26 protein-coding genes are annotated in these 19,904 nt (G+C 36.2%); all 26 read right to left on the bottom strand.

Annotation, left to right across the window (positions count from 1 at the left end; translation table 11 throughout):
• Positions 1 to 11: 11 nt before the first annotated feature.
• The 26 genes from MHI10_RS08535 to MHI10_RS08410 all read right to left on the bottom strand — a co-directional run bounded on the left by MHI10_RS08535 (position 12) and on the right by MHI10_RS08410 (position 19,904).
• Positions 12 to 830, bottom strand: coding sequence for a distal tail protein Dit (locus MHI10_RS08535; RefSeq protein ID WP_340784661.1), 819 nt, complete (start codon positions 828 to 830; stop codon positions 12 to 14).
• A gap of 207 nt (positions 831 to 1,037) precedes the next feature.
• The gene (locus tag MHI10_RS08530) at positions 1,038 to 3,095 is read right to left on the bottom strand and encodes a phage tail protein (protein WP_340784660.1); all 2,058 of its coding nucleotides are present in this window, start codon (positions 3,093 to 3,095) and stop codon (positions 1,038 to 1,040) included.
• A 1-nt stretch (position 3,096) separates the two neighbouring features.
• Positions 3,097 to 7,365, bottom strand: a complete 4,269-nt coding sequence (locus MHI10_RS08525; protein WP_340784659.1) for a hypothetical protein — start codon at positions 7,363 to 7,365, stop codon at positions 3,097 to 3,099.
• A 268-nt stretch (positions 7,366 to 7,633) separates the two neighbouring features.
• Entirely contained in the window at positions 7,634 to 7,987 is a 354-nt protein-coding gene (locus MHI10_RS08520; RefSeq protein ID WP_340784658.1) for a hypothetical protein, read from the bottom strand.
• A gap of 80 nt (positions 7,988 to 8,067) precedes the next feature.
• Positions 8,068 to 8,643, bottom strand: coding sequence for a major tail protein (locus MHI10_RS08515; protein WP_340784657.1), 576 nt, complete (start codon positions 8,641 to 8,643; stop codon positions 8,068 to 8,070).
• Positions 8,644 to 8,659: 16 nt separating this feature from the next.
• Positions 8,660 to 8,986 carry a hypothetical protein gene (locus tag MHI10_RS08510; RefSeq protein WP_340784656.1) on the bottom strand — a complete coding sequence of 109 codons (327 nt, stop codon included), beginning with the start codon at positions 8,984 to 8,986 and terminating at the stop codon, positions 8,660 to 8,662.
• Entirely contained in the window at positions 8,983 to 9,348 is a 366-nt protein-coding gene (locus MHI10_RS08505; RefSeq protein ID WP_340784655.1) for an HK97 gp10 family phage protein, read from the bottom strand. Before MHI10_RS08505 ends, MHI10_RS08510 begins: the two co-directional genes overlap by 4 nt.
• Complete coding sequence (locus tag MHI10_RS08500) at positions 9,338 to 9,682, bottom strand: hypothetical protein (protein WP_340784653.1); 345 nt, start codon at positions 9,680 to 9,682, stop codon at positions 9,338 to 9,340. Before MHI10_RS08500 ends, MHI10_RS08505 begins: the two co-directional genes overlap by 11 nt.
• On the bottom strand, positions 9,669 to 9,962 hold the full coding sequence (locus MHI10_RS08495) for a hypothetical protein (RefSeq protein WP_340784652.1): 294 nt from the start codon (positions 9,960 to 9,962) through the stop codon (positions 9,669 to 9,671). The genes MHI10_RS08500 and MHI10_RS08495 overlap by 14 nt, the downstream gene beginning before the upstream one ends.
• Positions 9,962 to 10,135, bottom strand: coding sequence for a hypothetical protein (locus MHI10_RS08490; RefSeq protein ID WP_340784650.1), 174 nt, complete (start codon positions 10,133 to 10,135; stop codon positions 9,962 to 9,964). The genes MHI10_RS08495 and MHI10_RS08490 overlap by 1 nt, the downstream gene beginning before the upstream one ends.
• A 22-nt stretch (positions 10,136 to 10,157) precedes the next feature.
• A complete protein-coding gene (locus tag MHI10_RS08485) occupies positions 10,158 to 11,435 on the bottom strand; it encodes a phage major capsid protein (RefSeq protein ID WP_340784648.1) in 1,278 nt (425 codons plus the stop codon).
• Positions 11,432 to 12,013, bottom strand: a complete 582-nt coding sequence (locus MHI10_RS08480; protein WP_340784645.1) for an HK97 family phage prohead protease — start codon at positions 12,011 to 12,013, stop codon at positions 11,432 to 11,434. The genes MHI10_RS08485 and MHI10_RS08480 overlap by 4 nt, the downstream gene beginning before the upstream one ends.
• Positions 12,006 to 13,205, bottom strand: coding sequence for a phage portal protein (locus MHI10_RS08475; protein ID WP_340784644.1), 1,200 nt, complete (start codon positions 13,203 to 13,205; stop codon positions 12,006 to 12,008). The genes MHI10_RS08480 and MHI10_RS08475 overlap by 8 nt, the downstream gene beginning before the upstream one ends.
• A gap of 4 nt (positions 13,206 to 13,209) precedes the next feature.
• Positions 13,210 to 13,383 (bottom strand): hypothetical protein, encoded by a 174-nt coding sequence (locus MHI10_RS08470; RefSeq protein WP_340784643.1) that lies wholly within the window; start codon positions 13,381 to 13,383, stop codon positions 13,210 to 13,212.
• 5 nt (positions 13,384 to 13,388) lie between these two features.
• Positions 13,389 to 15,143: a terminase large subunit gene (locus tag MHI10_RS08465; RefSeq protein ID WP_340784642.1), complete on the bottom strand. Its 1,755-nt coding sequence runs from the start codon at positions 15,141 to 15,143 to the stop codon at positions 13,389 to 13,391.
• Between the two features lie 5 nt (positions 15,144 to 15,148).
• Positions 15,149 to 15,529, bottom strand: coding sequence for a P27 family phage terminase small subunit (locus MHI10_RS08460; protein ID WP_340784641.1), 381 nt, complete (start codon positions 15,527 to 15,529; stop codon positions 15,149 to 15,151).
• Positions 15,530 to 15,633: 104 nt separating this feature from the next.
• On the bottom strand, positions 15,634 to 15,921 hold the full coding sequence (locus MHI10_RS08455; protein WP_340784640.1) for an HNH endonuclease: 288 nt from the start codon (positions 15,919 to 15,921) through the stop codon (positions 15,634 to 15,636).
• Positions 15,921 to 16,190, bottom strand: a complete 270-nt coding sequence (locus MHI10_RS08450; RefSeq protein WP_340784637.1) for a hypothetical protein — start codon at positions 16,188 to 16,190, stop codon at positions 15,921 to 15,923. The genes MHI10_RS08455 and MHI10_RS08450 overlap by 1 nt, the downstream gene beginning before the upstream one ends.
• 18 nt (positions 16,191 to 16,208) lie before the next feature.
• Complete coding sequence (locus MHI10_RS08445; RefSeq protein WP_340784636.1) at positions 16,209 to 16,379, bottom strand: hypothetical protein; 171 nt, start codon at positions 16,377 to 16,379, stop codon at positions 16,209 to 16,211.
• Between the two features lie 222 nt (positions 16,380 to 16,601).
• The gene (locus tag MHI10_RS08440) at positions 16,602 to 16,886 is read right to left on the bottom strand and encodes a hypothetical protein (RefSeq protein ID WP_340784635.1); all 285 of its coding nucleotides are present in this window, start codon (positions 16,884 to 16,886) and stop codon (positions 16,602 to 16,604) included.
• 93 nt (positions 16,887 to 16,979) lie between these two features.
• The gene (locus MHI10_RS08435; protein ID WP_340784634.1) at positions 16,980 to 17,792 is read right to left on the bottom strand and encodes a hypothetical protein; all 813 of its coding nucleotides are present in this window, start codon (positions 17,790 to 17,792) and stop codon (positions 16,980 to 16,982) included.
• 379 nt (positions 17,793 to 18,171) lie between these two features.
• Entirely contained in the window at positions 18,172 to 18,438 is a 267-nt protein-coding gene (locus tag MHI10_RS08430) for a hypothetical protein (protein WP_340784633.1), read from the bottom strand.
• A 210-nt stretch (positions 18,439 to 18,648) separates the two neighbouring features.
• Positions 18,649 to 19,047 (bottom strand): hypothetical protein, encoded by a 399-nt coding sequence (locus MHI10_RS08425; RefSeq protein ID WP_340784632.1) that lies wholly within the window; start codon positions 19,045 to 19,047, stop codon positions 18,649 to 18,651.
• Between the two features lie 15 nt (positions 19,048 to 19,062).
• Complete coding sequence (locus MHI10_RS08420) at positions 19,063 to 19,332, bottom strand: hypothetical protein (protein ID WP_340784631.1); 270 nt, start codon at positions 19,330 to 19,332, stop codon at positions 19,063 to 19,065.
• Positions 19,333 to 19,348: 16 nt separating this feature from the next.
• Complete coding sequence (locus tag MHI10_RS08415) at positions 19,349 to 19,708, bottom strand: hypothetical protein (protein WP_340784630.1); 360 nt, start codon at positions 19,706 to 19,708, stop codon at positions 19,349 to 19,351.
• 16 nt (positions 19,709 to 19,724) lie between these two features.
• Positions 19,725 to 19,904 (bottom strand): hypothetical protein, encoded by a 180-nt coding sequence (locus MHI10_RS08410; RefSeq protein WP_340784628.1) that lies wholly within the window; start codon positions 19,902 to 19,904, stop codon positions 19,725 to 19,727.

Here is a 19,904-nt window from a genome sequence, read left to right as displayed (position 1 = left end):
CTTCTCACCTCTTATTTATATAGAAATCTAAAATCAAAATTCATACTTTCTACTGTTCCGCCTTCCACGGTTATACGGTTATCTCCTGGGGCCAATGTTAATATATTGTGATTCGTATCCCTAAAACGACTTAAACTATTTTTTAACGTCCGTATACCTGTCAGTCGTAATGTATCTGTAGAGGTCAAATTACCATTAAACCTGTATACATCTCCAGTGGTATGGTTAGTTATTTGCACATAATTACTAAACCTCCCCTTAAGAATTATGTCAAAATCAGATTGTCGAGGATTAATTGTTTGATTGCCAATGTTTTTCACTATGAAGTCATTTTTATTGAACGTATATTGATATTTTGTATCATAATCAATACCTGCACCAAACCCCCATAAATCCGAATCCCAGTTATCTTTATTCTGTAAATCTAAAGACGTACCAATAGATTCCCCGAACAAGTTTTCTGTTCTAAACAAAACATCAAAACTTTCAGCTTTGTTATTCGGTTCCATTTCAAGTTGTTGCGCTAAACGTACTTTATAACGCTTCCAGTGCTCCCGTTTAAAAATAATATAAAATGGTTCGTTTCGTACCAAGAGAGCATTCAATTCGTCTCGTAGAAGGTCATAGCTACATATATCGTTAACGAAATATAATAGCGTTACCGTAATATTGCGTTGATTAAACTCAGTCCCTATAATCAAATCCCCTCTAGCCTCTACCGCCTCGGTTAGATGTTCGACCGTTAAAGAGGGAATTCGGTGAAACAATCGCTTTAACCCATATTTTTCTTCCACATCTATCCGGATGCCATTTAAAAGTTCGATAATCATGATAATAACTCTTTTCTAGCGATCTTCATTCTACGCAATTCACTTGCTACTCTTTGCCGTGTACGGAGTGCTTTCTTTGTATTATCAGGCAAATGAATAAGAGCGTTCAATCGCCTTTCTTTTTTCCTCTCACTATCTAATAGTTGTTTCGTTTGTAAATTAGCGTAAAAAACTTCGATGTTTCCATCTTTATCCTTTCGAATCATCTTATACAAAATCATTCACCTCACTTTTATTACTTAACTCTAAGCGCACTGTTTCATATCCATTCCTCTTCGCTTTGATTTCATAAGCAAATAGAATATCGTCTCCTTTTACGATAAATCGGTCATTCAACATTTCGTCAACGAAAATAATCCCACGCCCGTAAGGAGTGAGAAAAACTTCATAATCAATATTCGTATTGACTGTTTCTTTAAACAATGACTCGATTTCAATCGTGCACTTGCCCTCCACAATTTCACCCCGACCAATATCGCCAAAGTAATATTCTGCCGTTTCATATGCACTTACATTTACGTTACCTATGGATGTAGGTACAGATGCATTTTTAGCGCCAATTACATTTAAATCTCCCGCTACTTCAGTTTCATTAATGCCAGCTAGAATCAACTTATCTGCAGCTATCCTAAAGGTGTCGTCACTTTGATACATTTCGGATAATGCATGTTCGTCTCCATCAATGAAGTGCATTATCGGTCCACCCTGACCGCCACTTGTGCCATCACCAGCTTTAATCCTGATTACCCTATCACCGTTACCGATTGTAATTTCATCTTTTGTTAATTCTACATGAGGGACATCTGTAGTCACGCTTGTACGTATCGTAAAGCCCACTAACAAACCAGCTAATAATTTATTTGTTGTAATGGAATTAGTGTGTATTTCACCACCATTTATCATTGTCGTTCCAGGATACTTCCACATTTCTAATTGATCGCTAGAATCTTTCGGGTTATAGCCCATTTCAAAATTACTGCCAGCTCCAACGGTGATATTATTAGCGTTTAATTGGCCAATTGCCCCTGCCGATAAAACAAATCCATCTGCTGTTATAGCTTCGCTGAAACTCGCTCCACCATCCCTACTAATCCCAATACCATTACTGTTAAACAATACAAGATGTTTGGGATTACTCGGGTTCACCGCGATAATTCCGTTCTCAAAAATTAGTTGTGTTTCCGCAGACTGCAAAGACTCTGTCGCTTTCTTTACTGCGTTAGGCAAGACATTATACGGCAATCTTTCAGTTCCATCGAAAATACCGTCAATGCGATCTTTAGTTTTTTGGAAATCAGCAACTTCTCGTATAAAGCTATTTTGGAAATTTCCAAATGTATATTGAGCAGGTGTAGAAGACTTAGGGTAGTCTACTATTTCTAATACTCGGGCATCTAAATCTACCGCTAAAGGTTCATAGATAACGAATACTCTATCACCTTCGTTTAATTGTTCGGTTAATACACCTATTTCTTTTAACTCTAACGCATCTACTTTAAAAGCGATTTGTGGTTCGTCAATTAACTCGGATTTAATTCTCTCTAGTAATTCTGACTGTATGGTGTAACGTTCGTCATAGATGGGGGGAGCATCTCGTAGTCCGTAAATAGCAGCGTTTGGTGAAATATATTCTGCTGTAGTTACATACGAACCGTCATCGTTTTGTTTTCCGTACCCTTTTATTCTAGTGGATAAATTATTTGTATTAACGTTTTTCTCTAACCATTTAATGTTATAGCCGTAGCGAATTTGCACCTCGGTATCTATACCGATTTGACGATAAAAGCTAAGGTGTTTATTATCCAATTTAATTTCGGCACCGAATGTGTTTAGAACGGTTTGCACAAGAGACAAGGAATTATCTTCCCCAAATTTTTCGAATGATACATTACCGAATGAATCGATTACATCAAAGGTATAACCCGTACCTTCTAATGCAAATAGTAAACACGTTTGAATGGTTTGGGTGTTTATAAGAAAACCATATTTGTGCGTATCAACTAAATCAAAAAAGATGTGATAGGCTTGTACTGTTTTTACAGGGGTGTCACCCAGCAGTATTTCCGTCACATCTTTTATTCGATATTCTTGTCCGTCATATTCAATTATGCTTTCGTCCTCCACAAGATTGTAGGAGTGCTTATTCTTATCTGTTTTAATAAGAACAAACGATATCGAATAGTCCCCATTCACTTTCCTTACACGTTTCAAATTATTAAAATCAACCAATAATTCTGATTCTCCCATTAAATTTGTAACTATCATGTTATCCCCCCTTACTCCCCTGTAATCGTAGTTGATTGTTGAATCGATTTGTTAATTCACGTTCTATAATGTCAACCATGGCCATTACATCCTGCATTGGAGACGACCCTGAATAGTTCAGTTCAACTGTAACAGGCATTGAATTACTAGTTGTTTTTGTGACTGCAGCTGTTTGTTTTTGAAGATTAACATTTTGGGACTTTTCAGCACTACTAGATAACGAGCCGTACACACTATCCATAGCATTTTGCAACTTGTTTTGAGACTGCTCAATACCTTTTATTAAACCTTCATTGACATTGACACCAAACCCCATTGTAACGCGACTAGGAGATTTAATTTTCAATGCGTCTGCAATAGTATTACTCACTGACTCTGCAATTTCTAGCGCTTTCTTTTGAATAGAATCCGCCGTGGAAGATAAACCTTGTAGTAAACCATTCCCTGCATCTCTACCTATTTTTTCCAAACTCGATAGTTCTGTATCTGTTGATTCAGTTAATGATTTAATCTTTGTATTCCATTCCATTTGCAAGCCATCTAATTGCTTATTAGCTGTATCGCGCAAACCTTTTATCTGCTTATCGGTATCTTCGTTCATACCTATCAATTCTTTTTCTGCTTGTTCTCTGGCTAATCTTGATTTTTTTGCATAAAGATCACTGTATTCCGTTAGTTGACTATCTGTCATACTATTAAGCGCAATCAATTGTGGAAGCGCATTAGGACCCATTTCTTTTAATTCTGCTAGCAACCCTTCATTAATTGCTTTGTCTGTTAACATATCAATTTGACGTTGCCATTCCTCAAAAGCGTTGACTTGTGAGCGTAGGTTTGTCATTAATTCTTCGCCTGTTTTATCCATTTCAAATCTAAACTCATCAAATGTGCCTTTAAAATTAACAAGTGAACTTTGTCTTTTGGTAACTGCATCTTCATATGCTTTGTTTAACGCTTCTTCACTTTTAATTAAATCTTCATTAATTTTTTGTACTTGCCCTGAATATTCAGCATTGATAGTTGTAATCTCTTTGTTAACAGCTCCTACAGCCTTTTTATATTCCTGCTGGGCTTTGATACGTTCATTCGTTCCTTCTGCAAATAATTCAAGTGACTGTTCCCAAATAGCTGCTTCGTCTAGCAATGATAATTGTTCTAACGACTTTTTATCGTCTACATGTTTTTTTATTACTTCAAGATATTCCTTTTCGGATTTTTCAACCAAAGCTTGATATTTTTTGTTAAAGTCGGCTTCTGATTTATATTTAGAATCCTTATAGGAAGCTTCTAACAAAGCAATTTCTTGTAATTCATACTTTGTCAATTTACGTTTCTTTTTTGCTGCGTTGTTTTGTATTTTATATATTTTTTCTAACGTTTTATCATTCTTATCTTCATTTTTTTTGTTAAATTCATCGATTAAATTTGAGTATTCCTTTTGATACGAGTCTGATACAGCTAAAATGCCATCGCCGATATTTTCCATCGCTTGATTTACTTTATCGCTCGAACCATCGATACCGATAGCCATACCCTCACCGGTCCACAAACCTATTTGCTTAAATACTTTTGACGGCGATGCAATCCCTAGCATTTTTTTAGCTTTATTCAATACTCCATCAACAACACCTGTAATCGATTCAATTGCAGCTTTTGTCATTGAAGTAATCCCTTTAATTAATCCGTTAATCACATCTTTACCGATTTGTACTAAATCAATTTCTTTTACCTTATTTACAATTCCATCTTTAACTTCGGTCATCTTGTTAACGACGTTTTTTTTCATAGAAGAAATTGTATTCACGAAATTTGTCGCTAAATTTTTTACAAATGAAACTACTGAGGTAGCCATATTTTTGACTGCGTTAACAGAATTGGTACCTCCACTTTTAAATAATCCAACAACAGATGTCCATTTGGTTTTTATAGCTGTTAGAACTGTTTTTGATAAGTTTGTGATAAGTGTGCGAATACCACCTACAAATGTTAGTGACATCCAACCAATTATTACATCAATTGCGCCCTTAAATAATTGTTTTACACCTTCCCACATTTTGCCGAAGTCACCTGTAAACAATCCACTAAATATTTTAACTGCACCCATTATGACATCGAGTGCGCCTGTGATAATGTTTTTAATCGCACCCCACACAACATCGATTAGTAATTGAATAGCCGGCATGCAAAATTCAACTACCGCTAAAATTCCATTGAATAAATTTTGTGCAGCTCGTAAAATTTGCGCTCCATTTTCATTCCAAAATTGTTGTATTTGCGCCATCTTTTCGCCGATAAATGATGCTAGTGTTTCAAAGACCGTTACTGCAACAGCTTTTATGGATTCGAAAATTGACGTTAAATTATCCCTGAACGTCTCACTGTTTCGCCATAATGCAACGAATGCCGCTCCTAATCCAACAATTGCAGCTACCGCAATTGCTATCGGTGCAGAAATAGCACCAAACCCTGCCAATAATACGGGCCATGCGGTTATGAGTGCGCCTATGGCTGGCATAAGTGCGGCAAACGCGCCTACTAAAACCCCTACAACCGTACCAATAGCAACAATGGCGGAAATTAACGTTACGTTTTCTGTTGCCCACGTAGCTATTTTTGCTATCAATTCCCCTAGACTCGCTAACATCGGGGCTAAAGCTTCCTTGATGCTACCTATCGCAACGGAAAGTTTATAGGCTGGGTCTGAATCTAAAGCTGACATATCACTATTTAATTCAGTAGTATTTTGTGCCGCAGTTCGTATATGTTCATTCATACCTTGAATAGTTTGAGATATTTTACCGCCTTGTTCTTCCCAAAGCGTGCCGTACATTTTTACACCAATTTCATTTCTCTTTGTATCATCGTCAATCAATGACAATGCTTGGTTCATTTCTTGCATCGCTTTTACGCCATCTTGACCACCTGAAGCAACTGCGTTACCCCATTTTTCTAATTTATCCGCGCTGATTGTTGTACCTTTGATAGCCTCTTTCATTGCATCGTCGACACCTTGACCAAATTCAGCAGCAACGATACGTCCTTCCTTCAATCCGTCCATTAATATGTCAATATTCCAAGTTCCAGTGTCGACCCCTGCTGCCAAGATTCCCTGAATTTGTTCAGCGTTGTATCCTGCCATTTTTAGTTGACTTCCATACTCGGCGATTATGTCCAGTTGTTCAGGTGGAAATCCAACATCAAGCAATCCATTAACTAAACCTAGCGCTACCTGTTGAGAAATGCCTAACTCTTTTCCGATTTCGTGCGATTCCTGAATCAGTTCCTTGAAATCGATTTCTTTGTATGCGTACGCAATAGTGGAGGCACCTTTGATAATTTCGGCATTTACTTCTGCTGAAGTATCCTTATTCAAAGTCATTTGTCGGCGTACACCTTCGTAGGCAGCTTCTTCGTCACCAATAGCAGCTGTAGTTTCCATAATTGACTTTCGGACTGTTGCTGTATCAGCTTCATTTAGATTCATGGATATTTCAATTTGAGTATTTAAACTTGAAACATCTAATGCTGCCGCGAACGTCCCTGCTATACCACCACCAGCTGCTAAACCACCCAATGCACTTCCTAATCCACTAATATCCTTTTCTGCTTCATCAGCTGCTTGACCAATTTGCATTAAATCATGTCGGACGCCACTTAAATCTGCGTTATCTCCAACGCTCGATAATATGCGTTGGAACTCTTGCATATCATCACCTGTGTGACCCGCTTGCCGTCCAATTCGGTTTATCGCCATTTCCAACTGATCTGCAGAAGCTGAACCATTCTTAATCGCACTTGCTAAACGCGTACCAATTACAGACGATAAATCGTCAGCGGATTTACCAGTTGCATTCATATACGCTTGCATTTTCTGTTGAGCTTGAGTGAAGTTGTTTTGCTGACTGTCCATCGATGATAATTGACTTTCGTAACCACGCAATGCAGCTTCTGTATTTGTTAATTCGCGTTGGAATGCACGATACTGTTCAGCGCCAATATCGCCACGGTCAAACTGAGCTTGTACTTGTGATTGTGCTGTTTTTAAAGTATCTAATTTATCAGATGTTTGTTGAATTGATTGCGTTAATAATTCTTGCTTTTGTCGGATTAATTCGACATTACCTGGATCGAATTTTAGTGCTTTTTCAACTTCCTTTAATTCGCTTTGGGTTTTTTTGCTTTCAGCATTAACATCTTTTAAAGCTTCCGTTAATCCTTTCGTGTCACCGCCAATATCAATCGTAATCCCTTTGATATTTCCACTTGCCATTTATTTCACCACCTATTTTCATCAAATGAAAAAGCCCACGATATACGTGAGCTTTCATAAAATCAGAAGTTGTCAAAATCAGCCTGGCTAGCTTGACGAGTATTCGACTTTTTCTTATTCGGATTTTTCATTTCGTAATATTCATCGATATAATCAAGAGCCATACCAAAGGTCATCGTTTCTAAATCGTCGTGCGATAATCCCGCTTCTCTACATAAAACTAAAAATTGTTCAGTTGAAATGCCATCGCCTTTAGTAGCTGGCGTTGTTACTTTTTTTTAGTGCCCATTGTTTTAAATAGTAATTCTTGTAACGGTTCAACGATCTCCATAATCGGAAATTCATCGAATGTTTCCAGCCAAGAAATTGGTTCCGAAATTGTTGGATTTGCCGTTTTAGCGTATACCCACGCAATGTCATAAAACATATCAAAGTTGATATTGTCGCGAATCCATTTGATTTGCTCGGATTCCGTCGCTTCTTTAAAATCGATATCAACAACGCCCATCCCTAAAATGTCTTTTAACAAATCACGTTGGAACTGCATCATATAACGTTTTGCAACCGCTCCGTTTGATTTAAAGGGTATGTTTTTACCGTCGATTGGGATAGTGATTTCCATTTTTTCGCCCTCCATATTTAAGTCTTTTTATAAAAATAGCCTCACATTATATCTTTGTGAAAGGCTAACTTGATATTTTATTATGGTGTTGGGATAGTTGTTGTCATAGCCTCATATTGAACTTCTTCAAACCAATTATTATAAATTTCTTCTGGTGTTACGCCGCTTGTCGAAATTTTAGTAAGTTCATTTAATGGTGCAGCGATATATGATAATTCCTTTGTATTTGGTTCGATAGAGGATTCTTTTGTTTTAGAGCCGAATCCTGGACGGTTGAATGTTACGTTTAGCAATGCATGACGTGTCGCTTTAACATCACCATCAAACTCAAATAATAATGCTACTGGTTTGATTTTTGCTGAAGTTTTCTCTACCAATAAACCATTGATTAATGTTTCACCTAGTACCTTAATTCGGAAATCCTCTGGCGTTTCAGCTGCAGTATACGCTCCTTCATACCCTTGGTTTGAAACTGTCACGAAATAAGTTGTATCATCCGCAAAGAACTCTGTCGCGTCACCTTTTGCATCATTCGTGATTTCTACTGCCCCTGGGTATTTCATTGGTTTTTCAAACACTGGAATACCATCTGCTCCGATTTCAAAAGGTGCGTAGTGCACATTTTTTAAACCGTAAGTTAATCTATTTTCTTTCATGGTAATCGACCTCCATCTAATTTATTTTTTGTATTAATTCCACTGAAAATATACATTGAAAAAGCCCTTCCGATTCAATAAAAATCGTAGGGCTTTGACTGTATGGTAATTCATTTGCATTAAGAAAAGATTTAATTTTACGTTCAGCAATTAAATCCTTTGTTTTGGTATATAGCTCAATATCAATGTATACACCTTCAACAATTATTTTATTGTCGGCGCTTATGTTGTCGTAATCCGTATCGATATAGCAAATAAATGGTGGCTCCTGTTTAGAGGTGAAATGTGAAAAACGCGTCGGATAAAATTTATTTAACGCCTGAGCTAATTCTGTCATGATCATCGACTTAACCCACCTCGCAATTCTTCCTCAAAGTTATTAATCATTTTCGTTTCCACAGGCTTAATATGAACGCGAGCCGGCACACGACCACCACCAACTTTTGCATGACCCTTTTCTAGTAAATGCGTTAATCGGTAATGTTTTTTATTATGGACGACCAACTTTTTCCCGACTTTTTTCTTATCCCAACTTTTAGCGTAATCACCGCCACCTGGTGATTTAGGTGAATTAGCTTTCAACAATTCAACGCCATCAGATGCCACTTTTTCAGCGGTCATTTCAACCGTTTCCTCCGTTTGACGCGCATATAAGCTTAGTTGTCGATTGATTTCTGCAGCTAAATCATTAACGTTAATTGCCACCAACACGCACCTCGCAATACAGCTCGATGTTTCCGTCATCTCGGACAAATGTACGATAAATAGAATACGTTTTACGATTGTATTCAAGTTCCTTCTCACCGTCATATTCGTCGTGATTCATAATTATTGTCATTTCAGCTTTAAGACCAGCCTTCATAGTTGCTGTAAATTCCTTTTGACCAATACTTGAGCGACTACAATAAACCAACTCTGGTAAAAACGTTTCGATTTCCTGTAACAATTCGTCCAAAATAATTGTGGAAGACATCAAAAAACACACATCATCTAGTGATACGTGCTTATTGCTCCCTTTCGATTGTTTAAGGCTTGGCATTTGTTCCACCTACCTTTTGTATTACTCGATTGTTTATTCGGAATTTTATGTTACGTGGTAGCCCTACATCCTCCTGGCGCTTACGATATTGCCATGCAGCATAATCAACAATCAATTGAATGTCTTCTACATCACCTTTCGAAAGATCCACACCCATTTTTGAAAGTTCCATGAGGGCTGTTTTTAAAATGTTATTAAAATAGGCATCACGCAAATTATGTGTGATACCTAAATCTAATTTTAATAGTTGCAAGCAATTATCCAGTAATGCAACGTCCATTACCCCTCACCTACTTCTTTAATAAAAGGCTCCCCACATTTATTATTTTCAGTTAAAAGCGATAAAGCTCGTTCTTTATTCACTCGACCTTTACGTGGATATTTATCACCAATTTCATAAATATGATCGTCGTCATGAGTATCTTTGAACCTTTTAATAACTTGATATTTCATAGTTTCTCACCCTTTCATTTTATTAAGGTGTTGGTGCATCTTTGATTGTTACCAATACGAATGCATCAATATTTGTTGGCTTACCATCAAAGCGTCCTTTTCCACGGAAAGCAGTTTGATCCTCAACAAACTTCACGTGCTCTGAATTGTCAATAGTAATGGATTCACGTTCAATTAGGGTATATTTATCAAATTCACCAAACAGTACTTCATCCACAGCCAAGCTATTGTTAAATACAACTGGCAAGCCTAATAAGTCAGGCTGTTTTAAATTTGGTAATTTACCAACTACATTCCCTTCCGCATTCACTTGAATCGAAAATTCAAGGAAACGATTATAATAAGTAGATCGTTTCATTACAGCAACAATTTCCCCTACTGTATCTTCACCAGCATCAATTAGTCCGATATGTTTAACGGTATTTTTAATTAAATTTTCATTTGCCTCTGCATCTACTTTATGTTCTGTTTTTAGTGACGGTACGATGCCTGTTGGTTGTTTACTTGATGGACCCTCTCCATTTACAATTGCGATATCTAGCGCCTTCGCGATGGCACGAGCGATTTTCTTAGTTACATAGTCATCTAAATTGATAATCGAATCATTAAGTAAATAATTATCAACAAACGTCACTTTACCAACTTTGAAACCATCAAAGTCAATTGCAGTAATTGTTCCAACATCTCCAACTGGGATTGCCGCCTTTTGCTCAATCCACGTAGCTGCTGTTGTATCTGTATCTACTAAAATACGAGTAGTGCCTTTTACAGTAATTTTGTCTACCAATGGATACAGCGTTGTGAAATCTCCCATAATATCCATGATTCGATTAACTACCACTTCTGGAATAGTTAACTCTCCCCCTGTTACAGCACGGAGATTTTTGAACTGATCATAAAAATCCTTTACTTCACTACGCTCATAATACTCTCCTGTTTTTAATAATTCACGTACTTGTAAACGATTCATACCCTCTTCACCTCTTGTTTGATTTGGTAAATTTTTAGAACGTTGTTGATTGTTAGGAGCATTTGCATTTAATGCTTCAAGCTCTTTTTCTAATGTTTCAATCTCACCTTCTAAAGTTGATTTTTTTTCACCTACATCGGTCTTATCTTTATCCAGTTCATCGATCGCGCTTTCTACAACAGTAATTTCTTCTTCGGTTTTAGCTTCTTCTAAAGAAGTTTCTAAATCCTTACTGCGCTTTTCAAAGTCTTCTTCGCGTAGCATTAAATCTACTAAAGAAGATTGGCGTTGTTCGATTTTTTTACTAATCATTAATTGTTTTAATGTCATTTGTTCAAACGTCCTTTCACTTCTAATTTTCGTTGTTCTAGCCTACGTTCTTGCATTTCTTCATACTGTGCGTGACGCGCTTGCACTCCGGTATTCTCATAGGCTGGAAATGTCACTACTGAAACTTCGTGTAAATCGGCTTTATTGATGGTCCATTTAACAGTTCCATCTTCTCGGAATTCCGTTGATTCGTCGATAATATTAAAGCCAAAACTGCACTGATCCACATCGCCACGTTTAACGCGTTCATAAAGATTCATTGCATCTGTATCTTTTGCATTTAAACGAATCTTTCCCCACAAGCCTCTTGAATCGGTTTTAAGTTCCAACGTTCCAGATTTATTGCGACCAAGAACTAAGGTTTGATCATGATTGATAAGAGCTCGAATATCATTGCTCAATGTATCATTAAAAGCACTTGGCGCAATGACTTCAAAAGCACCTCTCCACAGTTCCGCTTCTTGATTAAATACGGAGAAATAACCTTCAATAATAAATTCATCATCATTTTCATTACGCGTTTGTAAATCACTAGTAGCACTTCTAATTTGAACTAAACTACCGCGCTCTTTACTCATCTTTCTCACCACCTTGTATTAATTTTTTTTGAAGTCCAATTGTATCCGCAGGTATATAGTTTTCTAACATTACCAATTGATTTAATCCTGGTAACGGTGACATTCCCACTTTGTCACGCACTTCATTACCTGGAGCCAAGCCCTTTACATATAAATCAGAAAATACTGCGGAAACTTCCGTAATGGAATAGGCATACAAACTATGTGGATTCAACTTGAAATACCAATTTTGTTGGTAGATCAGTCCCTTTGTTAAAACTTGCTCAATACCTTTAGCCATTGGCAAAATTGTTGTATTAATAAAGTTGTTATATTCATCTTTGCTATAGTTACCAATCCCCAAGAAAAAAGCCGGCACTCCTAAGAGCCCAGCGACAGTTTTCTTATCTAATTCAACTGCATCATTGATAGCAAGATCATTTAATGTAAGGGGTTTAACTTGTTCAACTTTTACTAAGTCCGCCGGTATTACCCAAGGCATCCCTGTGTCCGTATCAGAAATATATTTACCAAGAATTTTCTCGCGCCCTTCATCACTGGCCAACTCTTCAGTTAACGCATCGACCGCAATAATTAAAGGCGGTTTCCATTTATCACTCATGAAATTCTTTTTCGTGTGTGCAGCTTGTTTCAAATTGTGAACTAAATCCTTTAAAGTAACCTGCAAACCTTTTCCACGCCATGGTTTTTCAGGGTCTGGATTATGCACGAAATGTAAAATTTCGTCATGGTAATAAACTCTTGAACCATATCGGACCGCATAACCATTATCCGTAGAAAAAAACGATACCTTCGATGGTTCTAACGGAATTAAATCTGTAATTAATCCTTCTTCTACTTTAGGATAAACGACACTATTCCCTCGTCCGTCGATTAGCATCGTATAAACAATGTTATATAACCATGTTTTACGTGTCATTAATGAATATGGATTAATGTCGATTTTCCGCGATAATGCATTTTTAACACGTACATCGCCATCATCTGTGTTTTCCATTAAATGAATAGTCATTGATGAAATAAGGTCTGAAATTTTATGGACGGCCGTTTGCACTTCTGGATTATCGGAAAGCCTTGTATAACCATTTACCAACAAAGATGTTTCATCACCATTAAGAAAAAATCCCATATTGGATAGCATCGTATCAGCTCTCGTTTTCCGTTCGCTACGACGGTTAAATAATATTCCCACTTATTTAGTCACCCCCTCCCTGTTGCTCCTTGTTCAAATAAATTGTAAGCACAATAATTATTAAACCTGTCACAATGAATCCAATTTGAACCGAAAACATAAAAAAACCTATCGAAAATAAAACAAGTCCGATAAGCAGCAACAACTCAAAAATATTCTCTTTTAAAAGTTTCGACATTGCACTTAACCTCCTAACCAGCTCGTTGCATTTTGTGCATTCGTCATATCTTCGAGCATTTGAACAGCTCCAAATACACCAGCATCAAATAAGTCGATACGCTGCGTACCACCATCACCATCGATTTTTTCATATTGGATCATATCGTCCGTTTTCTCGATAGCACGAACGTTTTGCACACAATATTCAAATGCCTGATTGTGAACGTAATAAAGACACTCATTTTTCGCTTTTACTTCAATACGTCTGAACCCTTCTGACTTTTTATAGAAATATTGTGGCTGGTCTACAATTTTAAATCCGGCTTTTTTCATTCCTAAGAAGAATTCACGACCAAATTTCTTGTCGAATCCAACCTTTTTAATGTTGAATCCTTTTTGTTTCATCTTCTTAAACCAATTAATAATATCATCATAGTGAACAGTGGCTGTATTACTCATAGTTAAAACGCCATCATCTTGCCAACCGAAAAGAGGGATTCCGTCTTCTTCCGCTTTTTTATAAGCTGAAACAATCGGGAAAAATGCATGTGTAATAACAATATCAATTTCTTTTCCTTCGAAATTGTAACGACCATATAAAGCAGCAGCCGTTAAATCATGAAGTTTCGATAAATCCGCGCCACCGTACCAAGAGATTTTTAGTTTCGCCAATTCTTCTATCGTCCATTTATATTTCTTATCCGAATTTTTAAATTCATTAATATCGAAATATGCTTTTAAAGACGATGTAAAAATGTTCAACGTTTTATTTAAAAATTCGCCCCTAGTCTGGGGATCATTCATCGCTAATTCTGCATCACGAATTAAATCATCAATTGAAACAGAAACACCACATGATGGATTGGCCATTTCTAAAATAGCTGGGTCCGTATAATTTGTTACTTGTCCTTTTTCGTTCTGATCAGCTTTACAAATGAATATGAAATACTCATCATCAACAACGGTTCCATTCAATACTTTTTTACAATATTCTAAACGCATTGCTAGGAATCCGTTCGGAATATCTCCAGCAGTTGAAATCGCTATTAATAATTTGTTTCGATATGCCTTTTGAGAGTTTTTCATTAAAATGTATTGCTTTGCTGATTGCCACGTATGAACTTCATCAAGAATTAATAAGTTACTATTCAAAGAATCCAAGCGCTTCGGATCATTTGCGAGCGCTTGAATAAAAATAGAGCCCCCATCACTAAAGTTTTTAGTGATAGAATGCTCCTGATTATTGTCGCGAACTCGAACTGTTTTATCTTCTAATCGCGCCGCATTATAAGTAAGGAAACTAAATGATTCCATTGTTTGTTTTAAACTATTCGCCAAAATATATAATTTAGAGCCACTTTTTCGGTCTAAAATCGATAACGCCCACCCAAGCGCTGAAGCAAATGCAGTTTTACCGTTTTTACGCGCAATCATTAATAATGATTCGTGAAAACGTCGAACGTTACTATTTTTATTAAAAAATCCAAGTAGATTTACAATGACAAATATCTGCCATGGCTGTAAATAAAGTGGAGTATTTTTTAACGGCGTTCCCTCTAAATTTTCACCTTGTTGATGTGCAATGGTCCCCTCGATTAATCCAATAACAAAATCAAATTGTTCCTGACGAAAATCTAAATCGTCACGTTCTAAATCATTAAGAAATCGTTGTGCTGCAAAGCGATTTTCCTCACATGCAATTTTACGACCTTCAACAATCGATAATGCGTATTCGTATGCCACATCGAAATTCTTTGAATCAATATGCGATAAGTCCATTTACATCACTGCTTCTGACTAGCAAGAAATTGATCTAATGCAGAACCAGTATTCATTTGTTTATTTTTATCCATTGGATCTGGTGCAATTAAAGTTTTTGGATTCATGCATAAACGATCAGAATACGAAACAATATCTTTTCTTAATGATTCCATTGCCGTCAAAAGAGGTACTTTTCTTTGGTTTGTTGCACCTGCTTTGTTTGTATAGTCTTCAGTTATTTGATAACCGGACTCTTCAAATTGAAATTCGAATAGATGATATTGATGTAACATTCCGGCATAAATATCTATCAAATTATTGTACTCTTTCTTATACACACCAAGGCTTTTCATCTCTCGCGTAACCGCTAATTTGAATTGCTTTTTCGTCTTTACATTAGTCAATTTCTCACCTCATTCCTACCAACAATTTTCGTTCACACCCCTTTTTCTCTGAAATTGCTCTGTGGAGGGAAGACTTTCCCCTTCTCGGTCCCCGAGTGTTCGTTTCAGCTTGTCATAGGGTGGGGGGTTACTTTATTTCTCCAATAGATTCCAAGTTCAGTTAATTCATCACCAGCTCGCGTATGCATTTGTTCGTGGCACTTATTACATAAAGAAATTAAATTCCAATTCGTTAACCGCAAATCAGGTCGAACATTTAAAGGATGGCAATGGTGTATCGTTGTGGCAGTTCGATTCTTACCGTACCGCTTGCACTCCTTGCATTCATAACTATCACGTCTTAAAATAATTAGACGCTTACGCTTCCATTGTTTTGATTTATAGAAGTTCATTAATCGCTACCTTCTATTCGCGTTGGCAATTGTTCTTCAGTAACTAATGCGCCACACGAATCACACTGTGTCCTTGTCGGTAAATGACTGTAATTACAAGTTACCTTGACATCATGCCCGCACACTTCGCAAGTCCATGCGTTATCAATTCCATCTAATTCATCCGCTAATGCTTCAGTGTATTTAGCGATTGCTCGTAGCTTCAATTCAAACCGTTTAGTATCTAGGTCTATGCCCATTGATGCTAAAATCTTTTTCGCTTCTGCCATTGTTCATCCCTCCACTTATTAGTTGATTAGTTCAATTGAATGCACTTCTGCAACTGGAATAGAAAAGAATAAAATATCTTCTACGTTGTAGAAATGATAAGCACCTTCATTGATTTGAACTTCGTAAACACCATCTACGGTCTTCGGGTTGTTAACAGCTACCTTTGTTCTGATTTCGTATTGAAACATCATTTCCCCTCCACAATTCATAGTAGATGCTCATTAGCTTTTATAGTCTGTTTAGCTTTCGACTTTATATATTCAACACTGCACACCAAACTCGGCCCTGGTATGGTTTTATTTAAGTCACTCCGACTAGTGTCCGTATACTCCTAAGTGGCTGTTTGATATGCAGTGTTCAAGGCATAAGAAAAAGCCGCAACTCGTAGTGAGTGCGACTTCTTAAATATTTTATTCTTCCCTCATATTCATTCGAATTAAATGTTTACATTTAGGACAATTACTAGATAATGTATATGTTTTCTTTTTCGGAACATACTCATCAACAATAGTATTAACTATTCCTGGGAAAGATAAAATTACAGCTGTTAATGAAACAAATGTTATTGGATCTAAACTTCCTTTTGAACCTTCAATTATAAGTGTAAAAATAGCAAAGATGAAAAAGAAAATTAATATAATTGCAAGTACTATTACACTTAAACGTTTATAAAACTTTTTTAATGTTTGCCGCATATATATTCCCCCTTAATTAACATACGAGTATGTATGGAGAAAGTTTCAAACTAAAAAGCCACACCTTGTTGGAGGTAATACTTTAAAATATTTTTATTCTTCTATATCAAAAATATCTTTTAAATCCCTTATAATATAACCGATTTGATCCATATTATTTGCTACAATACTCTTAATTTCTTCAAACACCACTTCATTGTAACTTATGAATTCTGACACTCGAGCTTGTTCATCGATTTGTTTGTAATCAAATACATTAAAAGAAGAAAATAATCTCATTTGTCCATTAATTAAACCTAAATATTCTTTAACTCTATTTTCCTCCCTAGTAATTTCCAAGATCCATCCTTCAGTTTTTTCAATACTATAATCTAAATCGTTTTCATATAAAAAATACGAATATAATAATGTTAAACCTTCAAGATTAAGACCTATAACTATGTTATTGTTTAAATATCGTCTCCAACCCTCATCGCTAAGAATTTGTAAATTTTTATCTAAAAAAGGTTGGCTATTTCTGAAATATTCCAAATCCTTTAAAGGTGCAAATTTGGTGTTGATATTTTCATCGATTCCCTGATGCATTTCTTTTAGGAGATCAGTCAATCGATTTTCTAAATCCGTAATAAGAGTATCAACATTATTATTTTCAAGTCCTTTTGTAGCTATCTCTACTCTTTTTGCAGATTCTTCAAGTTTTTTAGTTGAAGCAACTGTAGTAGAACTTTGGTCGAATGTATATAAGATAGCGATAACCGCTAAAATTATTGAAACAACCGTTCCTGCAAATGCCCAATTATCTAACACTAAACGCTCGAATTGCCCTATATCAGACGACAGGAAGCTAATCAGCATTACAAAGATAAGCCAATACACTAAATCTTTCTTATCTACCCATTTAAACAAATTAATCCCACTTTCCCAATATTATTTTCCTATTCTCTTGTAAGGATAAAACAATAAATTAAGAAAGTCACTAAAATTATAGAGAGCTTATACATAACTATTAGCCACTTTACACTTGTTTATTAAATGCGCATACAAGCGAACGAACTATTATTGTATGACAATTTGTTTCATAACAAAAAGCCGCAAACAATCGCTCACGACTTTGATATACGGTTTCTGTGGCATCTCGTTTATGCCCGGTATTGCTGTGTCCTCAGCACTTTACCATATGAACGCCATTGGATACGCCACCTACCTCATTCGCTTTTATAGTCTGTTTAGGCTTTCGACTTTATATCTTCAATACATAAATACAAAGCATCTAATTTTAAGGCACTTAGTCGAAATCTGGATCATACGAATCAAAAAAGTCTGGATCATCAGTCTCTGGACCGGAAAAATATTCTTGTACACAGTCTTTACATATTCGAGAATCATAATCGTATCCATCAATTACACTCACATAATCTTCATGTTTTTCACAGAACGCATAATTTGAATTGCAATCAAGACATAATCCTTCCTCAGACGATTCAATACCATAAGTATAATCGGTATTTATTTCCTGTGAACATTCCAAGCATACCAATTCTTCATTTCCCATGTTTCTCCCCCTTCTATCTCAAACATAGTACAAAATGAACTAATTCACAATACTAAAAAAAGACCACACTCAATTAAGAATGCAGTCCCGTTTTGAAGGGAGGAGATGTTAAATGTTCCGTAATAGTCATATGCAAAACTATCACGTTATCATCATATATCGTATTTACAATAGGTTCACTAATTTCATTTTGATTTAATTGAAGTGAAATTAAAATACATTTGTTAGGTACTTTACGACTTTCATTAATGCGGCATGCTTGTTGTAAATTGTTCCTTTTGCATAACCCGTTTCATCTGCTATCTCATCAAATGTTTTTTGTTCGATATATCGCAAATATAAAATCTGATTATCCAGGCCTTTAAATTTACTCACAGAACTTTTGAAATCATACAGATCATTGAACTTATATGCAAGCTCATGTTCTAAATCAAAAATAATTTCTTCTAATTTAGCACCTCGACTTTCAGGTGTTAAAGAATATTTGCCTAAGTCATTTACATTAAGCCATCGATTCAGTTCTTTTTTACTTCTTCCTAGCTCTAATTCGATTGTATCGATTTCTTGCTCTAATTCACAATAATCATCTAACCATCTAAATTTACTCAAGCTTTTTCACCTCAATTAATAAGGACATGTTGCCCCTTCCGCGCTATCTGCATAATTATTGTTTCTTATTTTATTTACTGCACCTTTGCTAAAGTTTTCATTAAACAGTTTTTGCTTCATAATTAAAATATGACATTGGACATGTAAATGGAATTGGATATATTGTTCATCTTCTTTACCGCGCACATTAACAGCTGCCGCGCCTTTATCAATAATTTTGCAACAGCCATAACATTCATGAGCCTTGCGTGTTTTTACTATATTCTTCTTAGTTACTTCAAGCATCAAAATCACTCCTCTTCTATATCTTCTGAAAGTGTCTTGAAAGTGCCTGTTCGTCCACTTCCAGCCATGTAATCTTTTCGTCAACTCTCCCTGAAAGGTTTTCTAAATGGAATTTATTAAGACCGCGCGCCAGGCTTCCATCTATGCGCCACTTGCTGCCTTCAACGACTATTTCAGTTGCGCCTGTTTCTGTACCATTAGAGAACCGAATCGGAAATGGAGAGATGCACATATACATATGCACCCCTGTTTCCGCTGATTTTGCTTCTATTTCCGCTTTTTGTTCGCATTCATCGCTACAAAATTTAAAATTGAAGAATGAACCAGAATCCTGTGGGTTATAACTATTTGCGCAAACTAAACATTTTTTATTCAATTACCTCACCTCATCATTAATAACCTTCATCTGTCATAATGTGATCCAGCAACCTTTTGTCAACTTGCATCGAATGGTCATCTGATAAACGTTGTAGTGTCACGGTCTTTTCGGTAAGTGCACCTAATTTAAAACCATTTTTGGATGCCCATTTTTCGGCGCGCTTGCTGTACTCATTATCCTGCTGTTGCATCAT

It is taken from the genome of Solibacillus sp. FSL K6-1523, assembly GCF_038005225.1.
Classification (GTDB): domain Bacteria; phylum Bacillota; class Bacilli; order Bacillales_A; family Planococcaceae; genus Solibacillus.
Note: the sequence above shows the minus strand (reverse complement) of the source record. Positions and strands in the feature narration are given on the sequence as shown.

What these genes read in the sequence shown, in the direction of transcription:
- MHI10_RS08535 (WP_340784661.1), bottom strand. Translation starts at nt 830, where the DNA reads ATGATTATCGAACTTTTAAATGGCATCCGGATAGATGTGGAAGAAAAA.
- MHI10_RS08445 (WP_340784636.1), bottom strand. Translation starts at nt 16,379, where the DNA reads ATGTTTCAATACGAAATCAGAACAAAGGTAGCTGTTAACAACCCGAAG.
- MHI10_RS08420 (WP_340784631.1), bottom strand. Translation starts at nt 19,332, where the DNA reads ATGCTTGAAGTAACTAAGAAGAATATAGTAAAAACACGCAAGGCTCAT.
- MHI10_RS08530 (WP_340784660.1), bottom strand. Translation starts at nt 3,095, where the DNA reads ATGATAGTTACAAATTTAATGGGAGAATCAGAATTATTGGTTGATTTT.
- MHI10_RS08500 (WP_340784653.1), bottom strand. Translation starts at nt 9,682, where the DNA reads ATGCCAAGCCTTAAACAATCGAAAGGGAGCAATAAGCACGTATCACTA.
- MHI10_RS08410 (WP_340784628.1), bottom strand. Translation starts at nt 19,904, where the DNA reads ATGATGCAACAGCAGGATAATGAGTACAGCAAGCGCGCCGAAAAATGG.
- MHI10_RS08490 (WP_340784650.1), bottom strand. Translation starts at nt 10,135, where the DNA reads ATGAAATATCAAGTTATTAAAAGGTTCAAAGATACTCATGACGACGAT.
- MHI10_RS08470 (WP_340784643.1), bottom strand. Translation starts at nt 13,383, where the DNA reads ATGTCGAAACTTTTAAAAGAGAATATTTTTGAGTTGTTGCTGCTTATC.
- MHI10_RS08440 (WP_340784635.1), bottom strand. Translation starts at nt 16,886, where the DNA reads ATGCGGCAAACATTAAAAAAGTTTTATAAACGTTTAAGTGTAATAGTA.
- MHI10_RS08430 (WP_340784633.1), bottom strand. Translation starts at nt 18,438, where the DNA reads ATGGGAAATGAAGAATTGGTATGCTTGGAATGTTCACAGGAAATAAAT.
- MHI10_RS08520 (WP_340784658.1), bottom strand. Translation starts at nt 7,987, where the DNA reads ATGGAAATCACTATCCCAATCGACGGTAAAAACATACCCTTTAAATCA.
- MHI10_RS08465 (WP_340784642.1), bottom strand. Translation starts at nt 15,143, where the DNA reads ATGGACTTATCGCATATTGATTCAAAGAATTTCGATGTGGCATACGAA.
- MHI10_RS08495 (WP_340784652.1), bottom strand. Translation starts at nt 9,962, where the DNA reads ATGGACGTTGCATTACTGGATAATTGCTTGCAACTATTAAAATTAGAT.
- MHI10_RS08450 (WP_340784637.1), bottom strand. Translation starts at nt 16,190, where the DNA reads ATGGCAGAAGCGAAAAAGATTTTAGCATCAATGGGCATAGACCTAGAT.
- MHI10_RS08485 (WP_340784648.1), bottom strand. Translation starts at nt 11,435, where the DNA reads ATGACATTAAAACAATTAATGATTAGTAAAAAAATCGAACAACGCCAA.
- MHI10_RS08525 (WP_340784659.1), bottom strand. Translation starts at nt 7,365, where the DNA reads ATGGCAAGTGGAAATATCAAAGGGATTACGATTGATATTGGCGGTGAC.
- MHI10_RS08455 (WP_340784640.1), bottom strand. Translation starts at nt 15,921, where the DNA reads ATGAACTTCTATAAATCAAAACAATGGAAGCGTAAGCGTCTAATTATT.
- MHI10_RS08480 (WP_340784645.1), bottom strand. Translation starts at nt 12,013, where the DNA reads ATGAGTAAAGAGCGCGGTAGTTTAGTTCAAATTAGAAGTGCTACTAGT.
- MHI10_RS08510 (WP_340784656.1), bottom strand. Translation starts at nt 8,986, where the DNA reads ATGATCATGACAGAATTAGCTCAGGCGTTAAATAAATTTTATCCGACG.
- MHI10_RS08515 (WP_340784657.1), bottom strand. Translation starts at nt 8,643, where the DNA reads ATGAAAGAAAATAGATTAACTTACGGTTTAAAAAATGTGCACTACGCA.